Here is a 19,060-nt window from a genome sequence, read left to right on the forward strand (position 1 = left end):
GGGCGGCCGCTTCTCCCGGAACGCCGCCACTCCCTCACCGACGTCGGCCAGCTGGCCGAGCGCGAGCAGAGCTTGGGACTCCAGCCGGTTCGCCTCGACGGGATGGTCCGCGTCGAGGAGCTTCCACATCAGCTGTCGGGTGAGCGCCACCGACACCGCCGAGGTGTTTCGAGCGATCTCAATGGCGATCTCCCGCGCCCGGGGCAGCACGTCAGCCGCGGGCACGAGCTGGTGGACGAGACCGGCGTCCAACGCCTCGGCGGCGGGGAAGATCCGCCCGGTAACGGCCCATTCGACCGCCCGTGAGATCCCGACGATCCGCGGCAGGAAAAAACTCGCACACGACTCCGGGACGATGCCCCGCCGGGTGAAGGGCAGCCCGAAGCGGGCGTCGTCCGCGGCGATACGCACATCCATCGGGAGGATCATGGTGATGCCGATCCCGACCGCGGTCCCGTTCACCGCGGCGATCACCGGTTTGGGTAGGTCGTAGATCAGCAGGGACAACTCCCCACCGACATCCCTGGTCCCGCCGCGCAGTGGCTTGAATGTCGTCGACGAGGCGTCGTACCCGTCACCGCTGGACAGGTCGGTGCCGGCCGAGAAGAAGCGCCCGCTGCTTCCGGTGACCACGACCGCCCGCACGTCATCGTCCGCGCCAACCCGGGTGAAAGCGTCGATCAGTTCGTCGAGGACCCGGTAGGTGACGGTGTTGCGCTGCTCGGGACGGTTGAGGGTGATGGTCGCGACGTTCTCCTCGACCGCGTACAGGATCTGCTGGTAGTCCACCGCATCACTCTCCAGTGAAGGTCGGCGTTCGCTTGTCCACGAACGCGCGCATGGCCTCTGCCGAGTCGGCCGTCATGGAGGCCAGGATCTGGGTCCGGTTCTCCAGCTCGATTGCCGAGTCGAACCCCGCCTCAAGGTTGGCCCACATGATTTTCTTGGTCATCGCCACGGCGAAGGGACTGTTGGCGCAGATGGCCCCGGCGGTGTCCAGCGCGCGGTCGAGCAGGTCCGCGTCGTCGACCACCTGGGAAACAAGACCGATACGATCGGCCTCGGCCGCGTCCACGGGGCGGCCGGTCAGCATGATCTCGAAGGCACGCGACGAACCGACACAGCGGGGCAGATGGTAACTGATGCCACACTCCCCCGCGGACAATCCGATCTTGACGGCGGCGACGTGGAAGCGGGCCGACGCGGCGGCCAGCCGCACGTCCGCGGCGAGCGCCAGGGCCATCCCGGCACCGGCCGCGGCGCCGTTGACCGCGGCGACCACCGGCTGGGGAATCGTGCGGATCGCCCGTACCATCGCGGCGAAGCGCTCCTGCCCACGCAGCCGCTCGGCCGGCCCCCGAGATCGCGCCATTTTGCTCTGGACGTGGCCGGCGAGGTCCAGCCCGGCGCAGAAGGCGCGGCCGGCCCCGGTGAGTACGATCACTCTCGCCCGCTCGTCCGCCCCGAGCTGCGTGAACGTGTCGGACAGCCGTCCGACCATGTCGAAGGTGAGGGCGTTGAGCCGCTCAGGCCGGGCCAGGGTGACCTGGGCGATCGACGGGCGTGGCCAACTCACGACGACCGGCCTGTCGGCGCCGTCCGGTCCGACGCCACCCGGCTCGACGCCACCCGGCTCGACGCCACCCGGCTCGACGCCACCCGGCTCGACATCACCCGGTCCGCTGGTCATTGCGCCTCCTGTGTCCCCGTCGTCGGTGTCGTTGTGGGACCGGCGATACCATACATCTCTATCATTCAGATTAGTCATCCATAAAACAGGGCCATCGTAACGAGGAGACACCCATGACCGGTCCGCTTGCGGGCGTGCGGGTGCTAGAGATGGCCGGTCTGGGCCCGGCCCCGTTCGGGGCGATGCTGCTCGCCGACATGGGCGCGGACGTCGTCCGAGTGGATCGACTCAGACGAGCCACCGCCGGCGGCGACTACGAGAAGAGCCGGCAGGCCGCCGATCCCCGCCGATATGCCATGGACCGCGGCCGGCGGTCGGTTGCCCTCGACCTGAAGAACCCCGCCGGGATCGAGACGCTGCTCACGCTGCTCGCGACCGCGGACGTGCTGGTCGAGGGGTTCCGGCCCGGCGTCATGGAACGCCTCGGTCTCGGGCCCGAGGTCTGCCTGGCCCGCAACCCCCGGCTGGTCTATGCCCGGATGACCGGCTGGGGACAGGACGGCCCACTCGCCCACACCGCCGGCCATGACATCACCTATATCGCGCTCGCCGGTGCCCTGAACAACTTCCGGCGGCACGGGGAGCGACCGGTACCGCCGCTCAGCCTTGTCGGCGACTTCGGCGGCGGTGGGATGCTGCTCGCCTTCGGCGTGGTCTGCGCTCTGCTGGAGGCACGCGCCTCCGGGCACGGGCAGGTCGTGGACGCGGCCATGGTGGACGGCACCGCGCTGCTCACCACACTTTTTCACGGCCTGCTTGCGCAGGGACGCTGGCGCGACGAACCCGGCACGAACTTCGCCGACACCGGCGCCCCCTACTACGAGGTGTACGAAACCGCCGATGGCAGGTATGTCGCGGTCGGCGCGCTGGAAGGCCCGTTCTACAACGAGCTGATCAACCTTCTGGGCCTGTCCGCGGACGAACTGCCCTCGCGGGACGACCCGACGCACTGGCCGGCACTCAAGGAGCGCTTCGCCGCGGTGTTCCGCACCCGGACCCGCGACGAGTGGGCCGACCTGCTGCTGGCCACCGACTCCTGTGTCGCACCGGTGCTGTCGTTCACCGAGGCTCCGCGACATCCGCACCTCGCGGAGCGTGGCACCTTCATCGAGCGCGACGGTGTGATGCAGCCCGCGCCGGCACCGCGCTTCAGCCGTACGCCGGCGGAACTCGGCGCCGTTCCGCCACTGCCCGGCGAGCAGACCTCCGAGGTGCTCACCGGCTGGGGTTTCACACCGGAGGAGGTGGCGAAGCTGGTCGATGCCGGGGTCGTCGGCGGGACCGCTGCGGGCTGACCGGGTCAGGCGGCCGCCCGCCGGAACCCACGATCCGGCGGTCGAACACATCCGCGACCGTGACGAGAAGCACTGGGGATGTGGTAGCAAGCTGTAACATTCTGGCAAGATACTGGCCTGTTCCGTTCCCTTTGCTGATGCGCATCCGAGGTCTCGTGGTTGACTGTCGAGCCGTGTCGACACCGCCGTCCGATCCTGGGCGGACCAGCCACGACCTTCCACGCGACCACCTGGTCCCCGTGCGCAGGTCAGGCGACCGCGCGACCTCAGACTGCGCAGCCGGCGACCGCACAGCCAACGACCGCACAGCCAACGACTCCGGCCGGTCAGCCACCTGTGACGCGCGATCGTCCACGGACGCCGACGCTCTCGATCACCTACTGCTTGCGCTGGACGCCGCGCAGGTAGGTGTCTGGGAGTGGGATATCGTCGACGCAACGCTACGGTGGGATCGGCGCACCGGGGAGCTGCACGGCATCGAGCTGGACTCGTTCGGCGGCACGCTGGAGGCGTTCCTGGCCCTCGTCCACCCCGACGACGTGCCGAACCTGCAGGCCCGGATCGCCACGGCGCTGGCGACCGGTGGCTTCATCCTCGAGGAGTACCGGGTGATACGCCCGGACGGTTCACCGGTCTGGCTACAGTGGCGTGGCCGGGCCATCACCGACACCTCCGGTCAGATTGTCCGTATCGCCGGAGTCTGCGCCGACACCACCGAACTACGGAGTGGGCGCGAACAGGCCGGCCGCGCGATGCAACATGTCAGCGACGGGGTGGCGGTCTACGACTGCGGCGGCCGGTTCGTGTTCGTCAACGCGGTCGCGAGTCGGCTGTTCGGCCGTGACCCCTCCGAGCTGATCGGGATGCCGATGTGGGAGGTGTATCCGGAGGTCGTCGGCTCCGCATTCGAACAGCTCTACCTGCGGGCCCTGCGGACGCAGGTCCCGGCGGAGACCGAGGGGTACTACGGGCCGCTGGCCGGCTGTTTCGAGATCCGGCTGTTCCCCGCGCCCGATGGTATGACCGTGTACTTCCGTAACGTCGACGAGCGCCGACGCGCGGAGGCGCAGCGCGCGGAACTGATCACCTCGCTGTCGTCTGCGCTGGACCGTGCCCGCAAGCTTTTCGACGTGACCGCGGCGCTCGGCCAGGCACTGACCGTCCCAGACGTCGCCGACGTCATGGCCCGTTCGGCGCGTCACGACCTCGGTGCCGACATTGCAGCGATCATGCTGGTCGGCGAGGAAGGCCGGATACGCATGGTCAGCCCGACGACGCAGTCCGACCGCGTCAACCACGTCCTGGAGCGGGTCTCCGGCCGGGCAACCGCGGCCACCCCGGAGGTCCTGCGCACCGCCCGTGCCCGCTTCGACGCGTCCCGCGCGGATTACCTGGCCGACTATCCGCACGTCCGCACCCTCCTTGAGGTTGCTCTGCTGGCCGGCATGGCACATATTCCCATGATTATTTCGGGGCGACCGATCGGCGTCATCCTGCTCGGCTGGACCACCGATCAGACCTTCGATGCCGATGAGCGGGCCTTCCTGACCACCCTGGCCGGCACCTGCGCCCACGCGATCGAACGTGCGCGCCTGTACGAGCGACAGCGTTCAGTAACTGAAGCACTCCAACAGGCGATCCTGCCGCGGCACCTACCGAACGTCGCCGGCGTGGAACTCACCGCGCGTTACCTGCCGGCGGGCCGGGACGTCGACGTCGGTGGCGACTGGTACGACGCTCTGACGCTCCCGGACGGCTCACTCATGCTGATCGTCGGCGACGTCGGTGGCCACGGACTGCGTGCCGCCACGGTGATGGCCGAGTTGAAGCACGCGGCACGCGCCTATGCCATGCTGGGCCAGACCCCGGCCGCGATCACCGGTCAGCTGTCGGCCAGCCTCACGGCGTCCGACTCCGACGTCTACGCCACCGCGGTAGTCGCCTGTCTCAACGTGACCAACCAGCAGCTGACCTGGTCATGTGCGGGGCATCCACCACTGCTGCTGCTCGACGGCGCCGACGCGACCTTTCTGGAGGAGGTCCACGGCCCGATCCTCGGAGCCGTGGACAACTGCGCCTACCGGCAGGACACCGTGACTCTGCCGGCACGCGCACGCCTGCTGCTCTACAGCGACGGGCTGATCGAACGCCGGGACACATCCATCTCAGAGCGACTCGACTTCCTGTCTGCCGTTGCCGCCGGCTCCCACGCCATGGGCCTGGACGCGGCGTGCGACCGGCTGCTGGCCGAGGTCGCCGGGCCCAGCGGCAGAGAGGACGACCTCTGCCTGCTCGCCGCGGACCTCCTCGGCGATCGATGATCTCCCCGACACCGCCGTGAGGTGTCAGGCGCTGGCGGCGCAAGGGCCAAAGGGTGCGCGACGATCGTCAGATCGCGCGCCCGGAGGCCGCAGTCCCCGAGCGCTAAAGTGTGAGTCATGATCGGCAGCAGACTCACGTCCGTGACGGTCGAGGGGTACACATCAATCCGCTCTGCGCGCGTCGGACTCGGGCGGCTGAACGTCCTGGTCGGACCCAACGGCGCAGGCAAGAGCAACTTCGTCAATGCGTTGGAACTACTCGGACGCATCGCCAATGATGATCTACAGCTGTTCGTCGGTCTACGCGGCGGCGCTGCCACACTGCTCCATGGCGGTACCAAGGGTAAGGCTGCGATCAGCCTTCGCGTGGAGTCCCCGCCTGACAGTTACGAGGCGCGACTCGTGCCAGGCGCGCGGGACGACTTCGTCTTCGACAGCGAGACGATCTCCTCCGCCGACTCGGCAACGGACCATCCCTTCACGCGCCACCTCGGTCGGGGGCATCGAGAGACCCTTCTCCACGAGGACATCGAGGTCCACGGCGAACAGCCGACCGCGGGTCACGTGGTCAAGCTGCTCGGCAGCTGCCGTGTCTACCACTTCCATGACACAAGCCGTACCGCGCCGGTCAAGCTGTTCGCCGACTCCGCGGACAACGTCACGCTCGCCCCAGACGCGGCCAATCTGGCGGCCTTCCTACTAGGCCTGTCAGTTTCCAGGCAGCGTGCCTACCAGCGCATCGTACGCGCGATCCGCCAGGTAGCTCCTTTCTTCCGCGACTTTGTACTTGTGCAGGAAAAGCAAGGCGTGCGGCTACGATGGCGTCAGGTGGGACTCGATAAGGTCCTTGGCCCCGAGGCATTCTCGGACGGAACACTTCGGTTCGTCTGCCTGGCTACGTTGCTGTTGCAGCCGGAACCACCACTCATCGTCGTCCTCGACGAACCGGAACTCGGCCTCCACCCCTTCGCTCTGGTCCAGCTCGCCGGGATGCTCCAAGCTGTCAGCACATTCAGCCAGGTTGTCGTCGCCACCCAGTCAGTCCCGCTGATCGACCAGTTCAATCTCGATGAGATCATCATCGTCGAGCGCGAGGATGGCGCGTCGACCTTTCACCGGCCGGACCCGAACCGGCTCACAGCCTGGCTGGACGACTATTCGCTTGGAGACCTGTGGCGTAAGAACCTGCTCGGCGGCGTGCCAGGTCGCGAGCAGGGCTGATCGGATGCGATCTCTCTACCTTCTCGCCGAGGGACACACCGAGTTCGTCATCATCGACCAGGTGCTCGAGCCGTTTCTGGTAGCTGCGGGCTTCCATGTACGGAAATCAATCATTACCACCAGACGAATGGCGAGCGGACCAGCGAAACGCGGCGGAGTAACCTCCTGGAACCGCCTGGAAAACGAGATCCGGCGGGTTCTTCAGGACCCCACCATCGACGTCGTAACCACAATGATCGACTACTACGGCTTACCGCAGGACGCGCCGGGCATGTCGACCCGACCAGATGCATCTGCCCATGAGGGGGTGACATACGTGGAGACTGAGATCGAACGTAAAATTGGGGATCCACGCTTCGTCCCCCATGTCGTGCTGCACGAGATCGAATCCTGGATTCTCGCGGCTGCGCCTCAGCTCGGTGATCTCGTCGGAGACAGTCGGGTCGCCCGCCGGCTCGCAAGAATTGTTGATGACCACGGCGGGCCGGAACTGGTTGATAATGGCGTCACCACCGCTCCTTCCAAGCGAATCCGTGACATCTATCCGGCATTCGACAAAACACTCGACGGTCCGCTCGCCGTCATCGATCTCGGACTCGCCGAACTACGCAGGCGGTGCCCACATGCCGACGCCTGGTTGTATCGGCTTGAGGAACGCGCCTGACCCGGTCGGCAACTTTGTCGAGCGGTGTGTCGAACGTGTCAACGGCCGAGGGCGGCGTCGCGAGCCTTGATGATGGCCGCGACCAGATCGGGTACCTACAGCTTCAACGATACGGCCCCACGGGCCAACGCATCGTAGGGGCTGCCGTGCCCGCGGGCGAACTCCGGTTCCAGCGACTGTTCCGCGACCGAACGGACCGGCCCCTGGGCGCAGAGCACCGCGTCGCCCACCTCGAACAGGGCATCCCCGCGGCGGGTGAAGCAACCGCGTAGGCCACGGAGGAACACCGCCAGCTCGCCCCCGGGGTCAACGGGTAACGCGTGATCGGGCACACTCATCCTCACGGCCTTGGTTCGATCATGTGTGTCGCAACCCACGATCCTGCCAGGGCCGCCCTACGGGGCGGGGTGCCCCCCGCGACGGCACGCGAAGGCCCGGCCCGGTGAGGCGGTACGGCCCAGGGCCGCTGTGGGGCCGGGTCAACGGCGATGTGTCACTGCCGGGTCCCGAGACGGACAACACGGAACCTTCAACCGTGATCTCACTGCGAGTGACCTTAAATTCCAAGCTGATTCGGGCTGAATGTTTGCGTCAGCTGGTGACGTCCCACAGCCGGATTGTGCTGTCTTCGCTGACGGTGGCGAGGACTTTGCCGTCAGGGCTGAACGCCACGCTGTAGATCTGGCCGGTGTGGCCCGTGAGCGTCTTGGTGGTCTGGCCGGTGACCACGTTCCACAGCCGGGCAGTGGTATCATTGCCGCCACTCGCGAGGACCTTGCCGTCGGGGCTGAACGCCACGCTGTAGATCTGGCCGGTGTGGCCCGTGAGCGTAGCGGTAGTCTTGCCGGTAGCAAGATCATACAGCAGCACCCGGTTGCGGTCAGCAGCGCTGGCGAGAGTCGTGCCATCCGGGCTGAACGCCACGTTGGTAGCGCCATCCGTCAGCGTGCTGGCGAGCTGGCCGGTGGCCACGTTCCACAGCCGCACCGACTCCTGGCTGCCGCTGGCAAGGGTTTTACCGTCGGGGCTGAAAGCGACGCCGTAAACATAGTTGGTGTTACCGGTGAAGGTGGTGGTGACCTGGCCGGTGGCAACGTTCCACAGCCGCACCGGCCCGTTGGCGCTACCGGTAGCGAGAACATTGCCGTCGGTGGGGCTGACCGCTATAGCGGTCACCTGGTCCGTCAAGTTGGCGAAGCTTCCGGTGGCCTTGGCCGTGGCAACGTTCCACACCCGCACGGTGAAGTCCTCGCCGGCCGTGACAAGGGTCCTGCCGTCAGGGCTGAACGCCACGGCGAACACGCCACCGGTGTGACCGGTGAAGGTCGCGGTGACCTGGCCTGTGGCAACGTTCCACAGCCGCACAGTCTTGTCCGCGCTACCGGTGGCGAGAGTTCTGCCGTCGGGACTGAACGCCACTGTCGTGACCCGGGCGGTGTGACCGGTGAGCACGCTCGGGTGCTGGTTACCAGGGCCGGGCACCTGAGTCGCCGAGGCGCCGGCGTTTTGGTTGCCGGGGTCGGGCGCCTGAGTCGCCGAGGCGCCCGCGGTGGAATTGACTGCGCTCCCCGACGATCCGCCGCATCCTGCCAGGACGACTACCGCAACGCCAGTCACGAATATCACGGCCATCAGCCTTGACGAATCGCTTCCCACAGCACCTGTCATAGTGACGATAACCTTTCCTTCGATGATCATTCACGGAGCCATCGATTATGATTCGTTTCGACGGATCACAGGTAGAAGATGGTCCATTCCTGCAAGAATTGGGTTCGCAGCCCAATTCGAGGAGAGGAGGCGGCCCATCGGACGCGAAGCGTACCACCGGCTTTACGACTCTTCACAATAGGCCGGAATTCGCATTCATGCGACTACCGAATGCGAGGTGGTCGACAGCCTGCCCTCCATTCGGGCGGGGCGCCGGATCATCCGCGCTCACCGCACCCGGACATCACGGCGTAGTTCGTCAGCCGTGGTGGACGTGCCACCACCAGGCCGCGGCGACGAGCAGGATGTAGGCGCCGACCACCACGAACCCGAAAGCCGGTGCCCGGGTGACCACGCCACCTGGCGACAGCACAGGATCGGCGCTCCCGCCCACGCCCCCATTCGCATCCGCATCAGACGCACCAGACGCACCAGACCGCGCACGCAACGTCATCATCATGGCGCCGGTCCGCTCGGCCTGTTCCCGACGCCCGGGAGACTCCCCCACCGGTGCGAACGGCCCGACCGCCACCACCGTGGCCGGTTCCCAGGCCAGCACAAGCCGGTCACCGACGAGTCGAGCGCCGTGCAGGCACTCCCAGGCGACGCTGTGGGCGACCATCGCGCCGCGAATGGTCAACCGATCATCGTCGAGGACCACGCGGCGGCCGACGGCGAACAGGCCGTTGGCCAGCAGAATGCCCCCGAGCCACGCGGCGGGCAGGACGTCCAGCCCGAGCAGGACGGCGATCGGCGCGCCGAGCAGTCCGCCGCCCAGCGCTGCCGCGCCGGCCGCCCGGTATCTGCCCGGCCCGCGTACGACGGCGGGCAGGTCGGGCAGGTCAGGCACGCCCGCATCGCCGCTCGCCGGTACCGGGCGGCCGGGCAGGCCATATGCGCTGTCGTCCGAACCCGATCCGGTCCGGGCTACCCGGGAGGTGCGGCCGCCTCGCACGAAGCGCCACCAGGTGCCCGGCGGCGAGCGGAACGTCCGCAGCGGAGCGGTGGGCAGCAGAACGTCATCGCAGACCGACTCTGCGGCGGCCGGCTCGCCGAGAACAAAATCACTGCCGGCAGAATCACCGATGACAAAGGCCGGCCAGGCGTCATCGTGCATCCCGCCGACCAGCGTGGCGAGGTGCGCGGTGACATCCTCGCTGACCTCGCCCCGCCAGGCCCGCCCGAAGGCCCGCTCATCGGCCCATCCACCGGGAGCACCGAATTGACCAGATCCGGCAGGCTCGGACTCGGCCGTCCCAGCCGCCCAGCGAACGGGGACGACCGCGAGCGGCCGTTCGCCGCGCACATCGTCCGCGGCGTAGACGAGCGCGGCACCACGCTCATCCGTCATGATCCTGACCTGGACGCCACGGTGCCGACCGGTCACCAGACGGCGGCGCGCACGCCATCCGACGAACTCCCGCGACGTCAACGCGAGCGCGGCCGCGCCGGCACCGAACGCCCCGGCCGCCCACCCGCTCGGGTCATCCGGTTCGGCCACGAGGCGAACCCAGTCGGGATCACCCGGATCGGTCAGGACCCGTGCGGACGAACCGGTCGGGTACCTACCGGCGTCGGACACAACCACGGTGTGTCGTAACCCCGACGCAAGAACCACTGTGATCCGTCCATCGCCCACCGCGACGATCTGGACGCTCTCTACGCCGGCCGCGGCGACATGATCGTCCTCAACGGCGCTCAGGTGGTCGTACCAGGCATACAGCCCGACCGCCACGGCAGTGAGCGCGGCCGCGGCCAGTAGTCGGGATCGCCGGGGGCCGCCCGGGCGAACCCGCGGCAGGGTCACGGGCATGCCGGCCGGCTGATCGAAGACAGCCCGCTGGGTCGTCCGGACCCGCGCCAGCCAGGCGGCGACCACACCGCAGGCCACGCCATACACGGCAAAGGCGACCCGAGCGGAACCGTTGGTGTCGACGAGGACATCCGCGGTGCCGAACACGATCCCGGCGGCGGCGCCGGCTACCGGGGACCACCACAGCAGCACCGGAACGCCCAGCAGGGATGCACCGAACAGGGCCGAGCCCAGATCCGGCCCGCAGCTGTCCGGGTCGGTGGCTGAGCATGCGGGACCATTGCCGACCGTCGCGGCCAGGACCACGACGAACCACGCGCAGATCAACGCGGGAAGCACCCAGGCAGGGATCCGTGCAGCCCACCAGCTGGCAGCCCGACGCCCGTCCAGCGAGGCCGCCCGCAGGTTCGTTGACAAGTCCGTGCCCTCCGTACAACCCCGCGCGCCGGTGCGAGGAGTCAGCCGCTGAACATACGCCTCCCCCGTGCAGCGCCTTCGGCGATCACGCTCCACCAACAACCCCACCAGAGCCTTCGGCGCGGCACGGGGACTGACGGCACGGGGACTGACGGCACGGGGACTGACGGCTCGGTCACCAGGATGACCGGCAACCGGGTCTCGGACCGTCGCAGCCGTACGGTCTTTGGGAACGATGTGAATCTGGTGTTGTGGCAGGAGCATCAGATTCACATCGCTAAGAGCGCCTGGCAGTAGTGGCGTGACAACCCGTGAGCGGAGGATGATGCCTGCACGATCAGAACCCACGGCGGCCGGTGACGCCGAACTGCGGCGTGGGCTGCAGCGGATGCGAATGATCGCGACCGGCCTGCTGGCCTTCGTCGTGATCATCTATGTCGTGTTCTGGCGGTGGGAGACCAGCGGCGGGCCACCGTGGGCCGCCTATGTCCGGGCCGCCGCGGAAGCGGGTGCGGTGGGCGCCCTGGCCGACTGGTTCGCCGTGACCGCCCTGTTCCGCCGGCCGCTGGGCCTGCCCATCCCGCATACGGCGATCATCCCGAACCGCAAGAACGACCTGGGGCGAAGCCTCGAACGCTTCGTCGCCGAGAACTTCCTGGCCGAGCCGGTGATCCGCGACAAAATCGCGGGCCTGGGGGTGGCCATGCGGATCGGGACCTGGCTCGGTGGACCCGGCCATGCCGAACGGATCACCGCGGAGGCATCCACCCGCCTGGTCGTGGCGCTCGCGGGCATCCGGGACGAAGTGATGGTGGAAGTGGTCGAAAAAACCATCCTGGCCCGGGTCATGGACCGCCCGTGGGCCCCGGCCGCAGGCACGGCGCTGGACCGCATTGTAGACAACGGACTACACCACCGTCTCGTCGACCTGGTTGCCGTCCAGGTGGAGACCTGGCTGCGCAACAACCCGGAAATCATGCTACAGATAGTGACCGACCAGGCCCCGTCATGGTCACCACGCTTCGTGGATGAGGCGATCGCGGCCCGCGCCTACGCCGAAGCGCTGCGGTTCACCGGGGAGGTCCGCGCGGATCCGAACCACCGGCTGCGCCTGGCCCTGGACGACTTTCTGACCCGGTTCGCCGAGCAGCTGCGCACCGACCCGGGCACTGCCGAGCGGGTGGAGAAGTTCAAGGAACGTGTCCGCAACCACCCGGATGTCGACCTGCTGGTCGCAACCATGTGGAATACCACCAAATCCATCCTATTGGATATTGCCGGCGATCCGGACAGCGTCCTGCGGATGCGGATGGCCGACGAACTGCGGATGCTCGGTCATCGACTGACCACAGAACCACGGCTGGGCGCGGGCGTCGACGCCGCAGCGACCGACGTCATGGCGTGGATCGTCAACCGGTACCGATCCGAGATCACAGGCGTGATCAGCGAGACGGTCGCGCGCTGGGAACCGACCGAGACCGCGGCCAAGGTCGAACTCCATGTGGGTCGTGACCTGCAGTACATCCGTATCAACGGCACGGTGGTCGGCGCGCTCGCCGGGCTGGTCATCCATCTCCTGACAGGCCTGCTGCTGTGAGAGCGACCAGGGTGGCCCCGGCCCAGCGTGCGCGAGGTCTCACCTGCGGCCGGCGACATCCGGGGTGGTGATCGGTGTACGCTGAACCCGCTGGCGGCCACAGGCCGTCCATGGTGTGCGGTTTTCGAACCACATGCCCGAGGTCCGTGTGAGAGTAGGTCGGGGCGAACCCAAGAGGGTTCACTCTGATCATGCTTTGGTGACGCGGCCCGAGCTGGACGCACGACCGCTGCCACATGATCGCCGACGCATCCACGCGGCGACCTCGACACGACGGACGGATGAACCCTGTCTCAGCACGGTGACACTCAGCCCTCCCCTGCCCGCCGACGTTCCCGGCCCGCTCGCGGTAGTGGTGGCAGCGGTGGCGGCGGCGCCTACCGCGGTCGCGGCGGCCCTCGTCCGGGCGGCAAGCAGAACGGCCCGAACCGATCCGCGACTCCGCCCCGCCCGACTCTGCCGACCCGCGAGCCACGGCCACCGGTCAGCTCCTTCGCGGACGCCGGCCTACCGGCGGCCCTCGTCAGCGCCCTTGCCCGACAGGGGATCACCGCCCCGTTCGCAGTACAGGCCGCAACCCTGCCCGACGTCCTGGCCGGTGAGAACGTCCTCGGCCGGGCAAGCACCGGATCGGGCAAAACCCTCGGGTTCGGCCTGCCGATGCTCGCGGAGCTGTCGAAGAACCGCGCTGTCGCGCCGGGACGCCCCCGCGGTCTGATCCTCGTTCCGACCCGGGAACTCGCCCAGCAGGTCCACGACGCGCTGGACCCGCTCGCCCGGCCACTGGGCCTTCGGCTACGCGCGGTGTACGGCGGGACGTCGATCTCCCGCCAGATCAGCTCGCTGCGGCGCGGAGTGCACATCGTCGTCGCCACGCCCGGACGCCTGGGCGACCTGATCGAACGCGGTGCCTGCTCTCTGGAGGAGATCGCGATCACGGTGTTGGACGAGGCCGACTACATGTGTGACCTCGGCTTCCTCCCGGCCGTGCGAGCGCTGCTGGACGCGACCCCGGCCGGTGGTCAGCGGCTGATGTTCAGCGCGACCCTCGACCGCGAGGTGGAGGTGCTGGTCCGTCAGTACCTGCCGGAACCGGTGCTCGTCGCCATCGACTCGGAGACCGCGCAGGTCTCGACGCTGTCGCGGCACGCTCTCGAAGCCTCGGATCCGGCTGCCCACACCCGCCTGGTCACCGCGCTCGCCGGTGGTTCCGGGCGGACCCTGGTGTTCGCTCGCACCCAGCGGGGCGCGGACCGGCTCGCCGAGCAGCTCACCCGCTCGGGCGTCCCGGCCCAGCCGCTGCACGGCGGCATGGCGCAGAACGCTCGGACCCGGGCGCTCGCCGGGTTCGCCGACGGCGCGCACCGGGTACTGGTCGCCACCGACGTGGCCGCTCGCGGCATCCACGTCGACGGCGTCGACATCGTGGTGCACGCAGGGCTTCCGAGTGATCCCAAGACCTACCAGCACCGCGGCGGACGGACGGCCCGAGCGGGCGCGCACGGCGCCGACGTGCTCGTCTCGCTGCCTGAGGAACGTGGCATCGTACGCGCGCTACTGCGTGCCGCCGGTAGTGACGCCCAGCCGGAAGCGGCCGACGCGGACGCCGAGGTCGTAGCACGCCTTGCCGGACCGCCCGCGCCTCGGATCCTGCCGCAGCAGCGGACCGCCTCGGCCGAGTCGGTCTCGGCCAGGGTGCCGGCGCAGGGACGGCCGTCCGGCGGTTCGCGGCGCGGCACGGACAAGCAGTGGGGTGCCCCGGCATCCCGCGGTGGTTCGGCGTCCGGGCGCGGGTCCGACCAGCAGCGCCGCGGGGGGCGCCGCCAGGGTCCGCCATCCACGACGACAACCGGTCAGGCCTGATCCGACCGGGGGGGCAAGGCCAAAGGACGTGCGATCATGGTTTCTCCCGCACGCCCGGCGGCCCCAAAAGCGTAGATCCAGCCAAAGGGCGTGCGATCATGGTTTCTCCCGCACGCCCGGCGGCTCCTATGATCTGAAGCATAATGCCGGAGGCCGCGGCACCGACTTGTTCGGTACCGCGGCCTCCGGCATAATGGCGTGCTCAGGTCGACCTGTTCAGAGCCGGCTCGGCACCCCGGCCGCAACGGCCTGCTGTGCTACGCCCAGGCGAAGGCGCAACGGGTTTGCGACGGAACGCGCGATCCGCCACGGTTCGGACGCGCTGTCCACCCGGCCGTCGACGTCCCCCTCCGACGTCCCCCACTGACCCGACCACGGCCCACGCGACTCCAGGTGGACCGATTCGTCCTGCTCAGACACTGGCAATGCCCCCTCCCACACAACGACGACGTGCATAAGCAACCCGTAATGGCACAACGTAATGACACGACGGGCGTGTCCGCATCCCGCAGACACCTGGCTACAAACCATATCGAACCCGACTCCGGGACGATAAGGCAGTCGCGGGTGAGAATGTTCATCCACGGTCACAGCCGGCTCATACACAATGGTATTGACCGTTTGATGGGTATCCGGCGTGTCAAGCCGTCGATAGAACCCGGCCGGCGCAGCGTGGGCGGGTCGCGCGTGGGTCGCCGTCGGCCGGCAGTTGACCCAGTGGCTGAACGACTGCGTGAGGGCCGTCTCGTCAGCTCGCGGTCACGAGGCGACGGCCTTCGCGCCGAGGAGGCTTTTGATGTCTCCCCAGAAGGCTCCGGTCGTGTCGACCTCGGGTCCGAGCTTGAGCAAGGAGGTCCGCCGCGGGCTCTGCAGCCGCAGGTGCACGGGGGTGCTGCCGGGATGGGTGGCCAGGATGTGCTTGAGGTTGTTGACGAGGTCCGGGGTCACCTTGTGAGTGGGTACCGTGAGGACAACAGGCGGCTCCGCGTCCGCACTGACACTCGACACGTCGAGCGTGGTGAGATCCTGTCCGAAGATACTGATGGCGCCGTCGCGCTCATTGAGCCTGCCCCGCACGGAGACGACGGCGTCGGGCACCAGCTCAGTGCCGTGGATTTCATAGCTCTTCGGGAAGAACAGAACCTCCACAGCGGCGTCGAGATCCTCAAGGGTGAGGATGGCCCAGAGGCTGCCGCTGGTCTTGTTAACCCGCCGATCGACCTTCGCGATCACGCCCGCTATACGGACAGCGCCCTCGCTTCGACCACTGTCAAGAAGATCAACGATTGAGATGTCCCGATTGCGTTCCAGGATCTTTTCGGCGCCCTCCAGCGGATGGCTGGAAACGTAGAGGCCGAGCATCTCGCGTTCCTGCGCCAGGAGTTCAGGGCGCGGCCACTCCGCGGCACTGAGATCGAGGTTGAGACCGATCTTCACCGGTTCGCCCTCGTTCTCGTCGCCATCTCCGAACAGACCATACTGGCCGAACGCCTCAGCCCGCTTAGGGCCGACGACGGCGTCGATGGCGACCTCGTGGACACTCACCAGCGCCCGGCGGGTGTGGCCGAGCGAATCGAAGCTGCCCGCCTTGATGAGGGAATCGACGGTACGTTTGTTACAGACACCGATCTCGACCTTGTCGAGGAAATCCGGGAACGAGGTGAACGCGCCCTTCTTCTGCCGCGTGGCCCTGATCGAGTCGACCACCGGCGCCCCGACGTTCCGAATGGCACCCAGACCGAAACGGACGTCGGTGCCGACCGGGGTGAAATACAGGGATGAGTCGTTGACATCCGGCGGCAGCACGCGGATCCCCATCTTGCGGCACTCCGCCAGATATACCGCCATCTTGTCCTTGTCGTCGCCGACGGAGGTGAGCAGTGCGGCCATGAACTCGGCTGGATAGTTGGCCTTCAGATAAGCCGTCCAGAAGGAGACGACACCGTAACCGGCGGTGTGCGACTTGTTGAAGCCATAGCCGGAGAACGGGAGCAGAACGTCCCACACCGCCTGCGCGGCCACCTTCGAGTAACCTTTTTCGTCCATACCCACCATGAACTCGGCATAGCTGGCGTCCAGGATCTCCTTCTTCTTCTTCCCCATGGCGCGGCGCAGCAGGTCGGCCTTACCGAGGCTGTAGCCGGCGAGCTCGCGTGCGATGGCGAGCACGTGCTCCTGGTAGACGACGAGATGGTAGGTGTCGCCGAGGATGCTTTCGAGTGCGTCCCGCAGTTCCGGGTGGATGGGCGTGATGGGCTTGCGGCCGTTCTTGCGGTCGGCGTACTCGATGTGCGAGTTCGCCGCCATGGGTCCCGGTCGGTACAGCGCCAGCACGGCCGCGATGTCCTCGAACGTGGTCGGCGCCATGAGACGCAGCAGACTGCGCATGGGACCACCGTCAAGCTGGAACACCCCGAGTGTGTCACCACGGGCCAACAGCTCGAAGGTGGGGACGTCGGCCAGCGGAAGGGTCTGGAGGTCGAGGTCGATCCCGCGGTTCTGGCGGATGTTGCGGATCGCGTCGTCGATGACGGTGAGGTTCCGCAGGCCCAGGAAGTCCATTTTCAGCAGGCCCATGTCCTCGCACTGCGGGAACGGGAAGCCCGTGATGATGGCACCGTCGGCGTCGCGCCGGTGGATCGGCAGAACATTCAGCAACGGTTCGGAGCAGAGAATGACCCCGGCGGCGTGCACGCCGGTTCCACGGGTGAGCCCTTCCAACCCGCGGGCGGTATCGATGACCTTCCGGACCTCCTGATCGGTTTCGTAGAGGCCGCGAACCTCCGCCGCCTCGCTGTACCGCTCGTGTTGGGGATCGGTGATGCCCGACAGCGGGATGCCCTTGCCGAACACGTCCGGCGGCATTGCCTTGGTGATGCGGTCGCCGAGGGAGTAGGGGTAGCCCAGGACGCGGCAGGAGTCCTTGATCGCAGCTTTTGCCTTGATGGTGCCGAAGGTGAGGATCTGGCAGACCTTCTCCTCACCGTATTTCTCCGTCACGTAACGGATCATGTCGCCGCGACGGCGTTCGTCGAAGTCCAGGTCGACGTCGGGGGGGGTGACCCGTTCGGGGTTCAGGAACCGCTCGAAGATCAACTTGTGTTCGATCGGGTCGAGCTCGGTGATCCCCAGGACGTAGGCGACCATCGAACCGGTGGCCGAGCCGCGTCCCGGCCCCACCCGGATGCCCTTGTCGCGCGCCTCCCGGCAGATGTCGGCGACGACGAGGAAGTAGGCGGGAAAACCCATCTGGTCGATCATCCGGAGTTCGTAGTCGATCCGCTCGCGGACATCCTGCGAGGGGTTGGCGCCGAACCGGTGCTCCACTCCTGCGGCGACCTCTTTGTACAACCACGACAGCTGGTCCTCCCCGGCGGGGACGGGGAAGCGTGGCATTCGGTCGACAAAGGTGAACACGTCGTCATACGGTTCGACCCGCTCGGCGATCAGCAGAGTGCTGTCGCAGGCACCGGAAACCTGGCCGTCCCACAGCTCCCGCATCTCGTCGGGGCTTTTGAGGTAGTAGCCGTCTCCGTCGAACTTGAAACGCTTGGGGTCGTCGAGTGTCTTGCCGGTGCCGACACACAGCAGCGCGCTGTGCGAATCCGCCTGATCCTTGGTGACGTAGTGGCTGTCATTCGTCGCGAGCGGCGCCAGATCCAGCTCCCGGGCGATTCGCAGGAGTCCGTCGCGCACGCTGCGTTCGATGGCCAGGCCGTGGTCCATCAGCTCAAGGAAATAGTTCTCCGCGCCGAAGATGTCCTGAAAGGTCGCGGCCGCTTCCAGCGCCTTGTCGAACTGACCCAGGCGCAGCCGGGTCTGGACCTCACCGGAGGGACAGCCCGTTGTCGCGATGATTCCGACGGCGTGTTCGGAGATCAGCTCGCGATCCATCCGAGGTTTGCGGTAGTAGCCGTCGAGACTCGCCAGGCTGGAGAGGCGAAAGAGGTTCCGCAAGCCGGTCGCATTGGCGGCGAGCATGGTCATGTGGGTGTAGGAGCCGCTACCGGAAACGTCACCGCCTTCCCCGTCGGGGTCGGCGTTACGCTGGCCGCCCTCGCCCCAGAAGATGGGCTTCTTGTGGAAACGCGATTCGGGCGCGATGTACGCCTCGATACCGATGATCGGTTTGACACCGGATTTCTTCGCGGCTTGCTGAAACTCGTAGGAACCGAACATATTACCATGATCGGTCATGCCGACCGCGGGCATCCCGAGACGGGCCGCCTCGGCACACAGAGAATTGACCTTGGCCGCACCGTCCAACATCGAGTACTCGGTGTGAACATGCAGATGGACGAAGGAATCGCTAGCCATCGGTCCCCTTTCTTGCCCTACCCTTCCCTGAACTCTAGCGGCGCCTACCGACGGTCTTCGCCGGCGGCACAGTGGCACCAGCCTCAGCGGGTACGGGGCCGCCGAACGCTCGCGGAAGGTGACCGTCCCTGCCGGTCGCTCTACATCGACCGGCA

At 67.4% G+C, this 19,060-nt stretch carries 13 protein-coding genes; 6 read left to right on the forward strand and 7 right to left on the reverse strand.

Features of this window, described 5'->3' with window-relative positions:
- Together U9977_RS08365 and U9977_RS08370 are read right to left on the reverse strand one after the other, a co-directional pair.
- Positions 1–789 (reverse strand): enoyl-CoA hydratase-related protein (locus tag U9977_RS08365; protein WP_322748620.1); only part of this gene is annotated, 789 nt, incomplete at its 3' end.
- Between the two features lie 4 nt (positions 790–793).
- Positions 794–1,690: an enoyl-CoA hydratase/isomerase family protein gene (locus U9977_RS08370; protein WP_322748621.1), complete on the reverse strand. Its 897-nt coding sequence runs from the start codon at positions 1,688–1,690 to the stop codon at positions 794–796.
- Between the two features lie 113 nt (positions 1,691–1,803).
- On the opposite strand from U9977_RS08370, the gene U9977_RS08375 reads away from it, so the two are divergent.
- The 4 genes from U9977_RS08375 (at position 1,804) to U9977_RS08390 (ending at position 7,191) form a co-directional block, all read left to right on the forward strand.
- Positions 1,804–2,985: a CaiB/BaiF CoA-transferase family protein gene (locus U9977_RS08375; RefSeq protein WP_322748622.1), complete on the forward strand. Its 1,182-nt coding sequence runs from the start codon at positions 1,804–1,806 to the stop codon at positions 2,983–2,985.
- A 173-nt stretch (positions 2,986–3,158) separates the two neighbouring features.
- Positions 3,159–5,306, forward strand: coding sequence for a SpoIIE family protein phosphatase (locus U9977_RS08380; RefSeq protein WP_322748623.1), 2,148 nt, complete (start codon positions 3,159–3,161; stop codon positions 5,304–5,306).
- A 117-nt stretch (positions 5,307–5,423) separates the two neighbouring features.
- Complete coding sequence (locus U9977_RS08385; RefSeq protein WP_322748624.1) at positions 5,424–6,527, forward strand: AAA family ATPase; 1,104 nt, start codon at positions 5,424–5,426, stop codon at positions 6,525–6,527.
- A 4-nt stretch (positions 6,528–6,531) separates the two neighbouring features.
- The gene (locus U9977_RS08390) at positions 6,532–7,191 is read left to right on the forward strand and encodes a DUF4276 family protein (protein WP_322748625.1); all 660 of its coding nucleotides are present in this window, start codon (positions 6,532–6,534) and stop codon (positions 7,189–7,191) included.
- 95 nt (positions 7,192–7,286) lie between these two features.
- Here the strand turns inward: U9977_RS08390 and U9977_RS08395 are convergent, their stop codons facing one another.
- The 3 genes from U9977_RS08395 to U9977_RS08405 all read right to left on the reverse strand — a co-directional run bounded on the left by U9977_RS08395 (position 7,287) and on the right by U9977_RS08405 (position 11,128).
- Positions 7,287–7,529, reverse strand: a complete 243-nt coding sequence (locus U9977_RS08395; protein ID WP_322748626.1) for a hypothetical protein — start codon at positions 7,527–7,529, stop codon at positions 7,287–7,289.
- Positions 7,530–7,782: 253 nt separating this feature from the next.
- On the reverse strand, positions 7,783–8,817 hold the full coding sequence (locus tag U9977_RS08400; protein WP_322748627.1) for a WD40 repeat domain-containing protein: 1,035 nt from the start codon (positions 8,815–8,817) through the stop codon (positions 7,783–7,785).
- A gap of 340 nt (positions 8,818–9,157) precedes the next feature.
- Positions 9,158–11,128, reverse strand: coding sequence for a hypothetical protein (locus U9977_RS08405; RefSeq protein WP_322748628.1), 1,971 nt, complete (start codon positions 11,126–11,128; stop codon positions 9,158–9,160).
- Between the two features lie 325 nt (positions 11,129–11,453).
- Here U9977_RS08405 and U9977_RS08410 point away from each other — a divergent pair, with 325 nt between their 5' ends.
- Together U9977_RS08410 and U9977_RS08415 are read left to right on the forward strand one after the other, a co-directional pair.
- Complete coding sequence (locus U9977_RS08410; RefSeq protein ID WP_322748629.1) at positions 11,454–12,725, forward strand: DUF445 domain-containing protein; 1,272 nt, start codon at positions 11,454–11,456, stop codon at positions 12,723–12,725.
- Between the two features lie 579 nt (positions 12,726–13,304).
- Positions 13,305–14,588: a DEAD/DEAH box helicase gene (locus tag U9977_RS08415; RefSeq protein ID WP_416210519.1), complete on the forward strand. Its 1,284-nt coding sequence runs from the start codon at positions 13,305–13,307 to the stop codon at positions 14,586–14,588.
- 216 nt (positions 14,589–14,804) lie between these two features.
- On the opposite strand, the gene U9977_RS08420 is transcribed toward U9977_RS08415, so the two are convergent.
- Both U9977_RS08420 and dnaE read right to left on the reverse strand, forming a co-directional pair.
- The gene (locus U9977_RS08420) at positions 14,805–15,008 is read right to left on the reverse strand and encodes a hypothetical protein (protein ID WP_322748630.1); all 204 of its coding nucleotides are present in this window, start codon (positions 15,006–15,008) and stop codon (positions 14,805–14,807) included.
- 339 nt (positions 15,009–15,347) lie between these two features.
- Entirely contained in the window at positions 15,348–18,905 is a 3,558-nt protein-coding gene (gene dnaE, locus U9977_RS08425; protein WP_322748631.1) for a DNA polymerase III subunit alpha, read from the reverse strand.
- Positions 18,906–19,060: the final 155 nt, after the last annotated feature.

The sequence above is a fragment of the Protofrankia sp. Cas8 genome (assembly GCF_963555845.1).
Taxonomy (GTDB): Bacteria; Actinomycetota; Actinomycetes; order Frankiales; family Frankiaceae; genus Protofrankia.

Excerpts from the sequence above, each read along its gene's own strand:
- dnaE (WP_322748631.1), bottom strand. The coding sequence starts at position 18,905 with ATGGCTAGCGATTCCTTCGTCCATCTGCATGTTCACACCGAGTACTCG.
- U9977_RS08390 (WP_322748625.1), top strand. The coding sequence starts at position 6,532 with ATGCGATCTCTCTACCTTCTCGCCGAGGGACACACCGAGTTCGTCATC.
- U9977_RS08385 (WP_322748624.1), top strand. The coding sequence starts at position 5,424 with ATGATCGGCAGCAGACTCACGTCCGTGACGGTCGAGGGGTACACATCA.
- U9977_RS08375 (WP_322748622.1), top strand. The coding sequence starts at position 1,804 with ATGACCGGTCCGCTTGCGGGCGTGCGGGTGCTAGAGATGGCCGGTCTG.
- U9977_RS08370 (WP_322748621.1), bottom strand. The coding sequence starts at position 1,690 with ATGACCAGCGGACCGGGTGATGTCGAGCCGGGTGGCGTCGAGCCGGGT.
- U9977_RS08410 (WP_322748629.1), top strand. The coding sequence starts at position 11,454 with ATGCCTGCACGATCAGAACCCACGGCGGCCGGTGACGCCGAACTGCGG.
- U9977_RS08395 (WP_322748626.1), bottom strand. The coding sequence starts at position 7,529 with ATGAGTGTGCCCGATCACGCGTTACCCGTTGACCCCGGGGGCGAGCTG.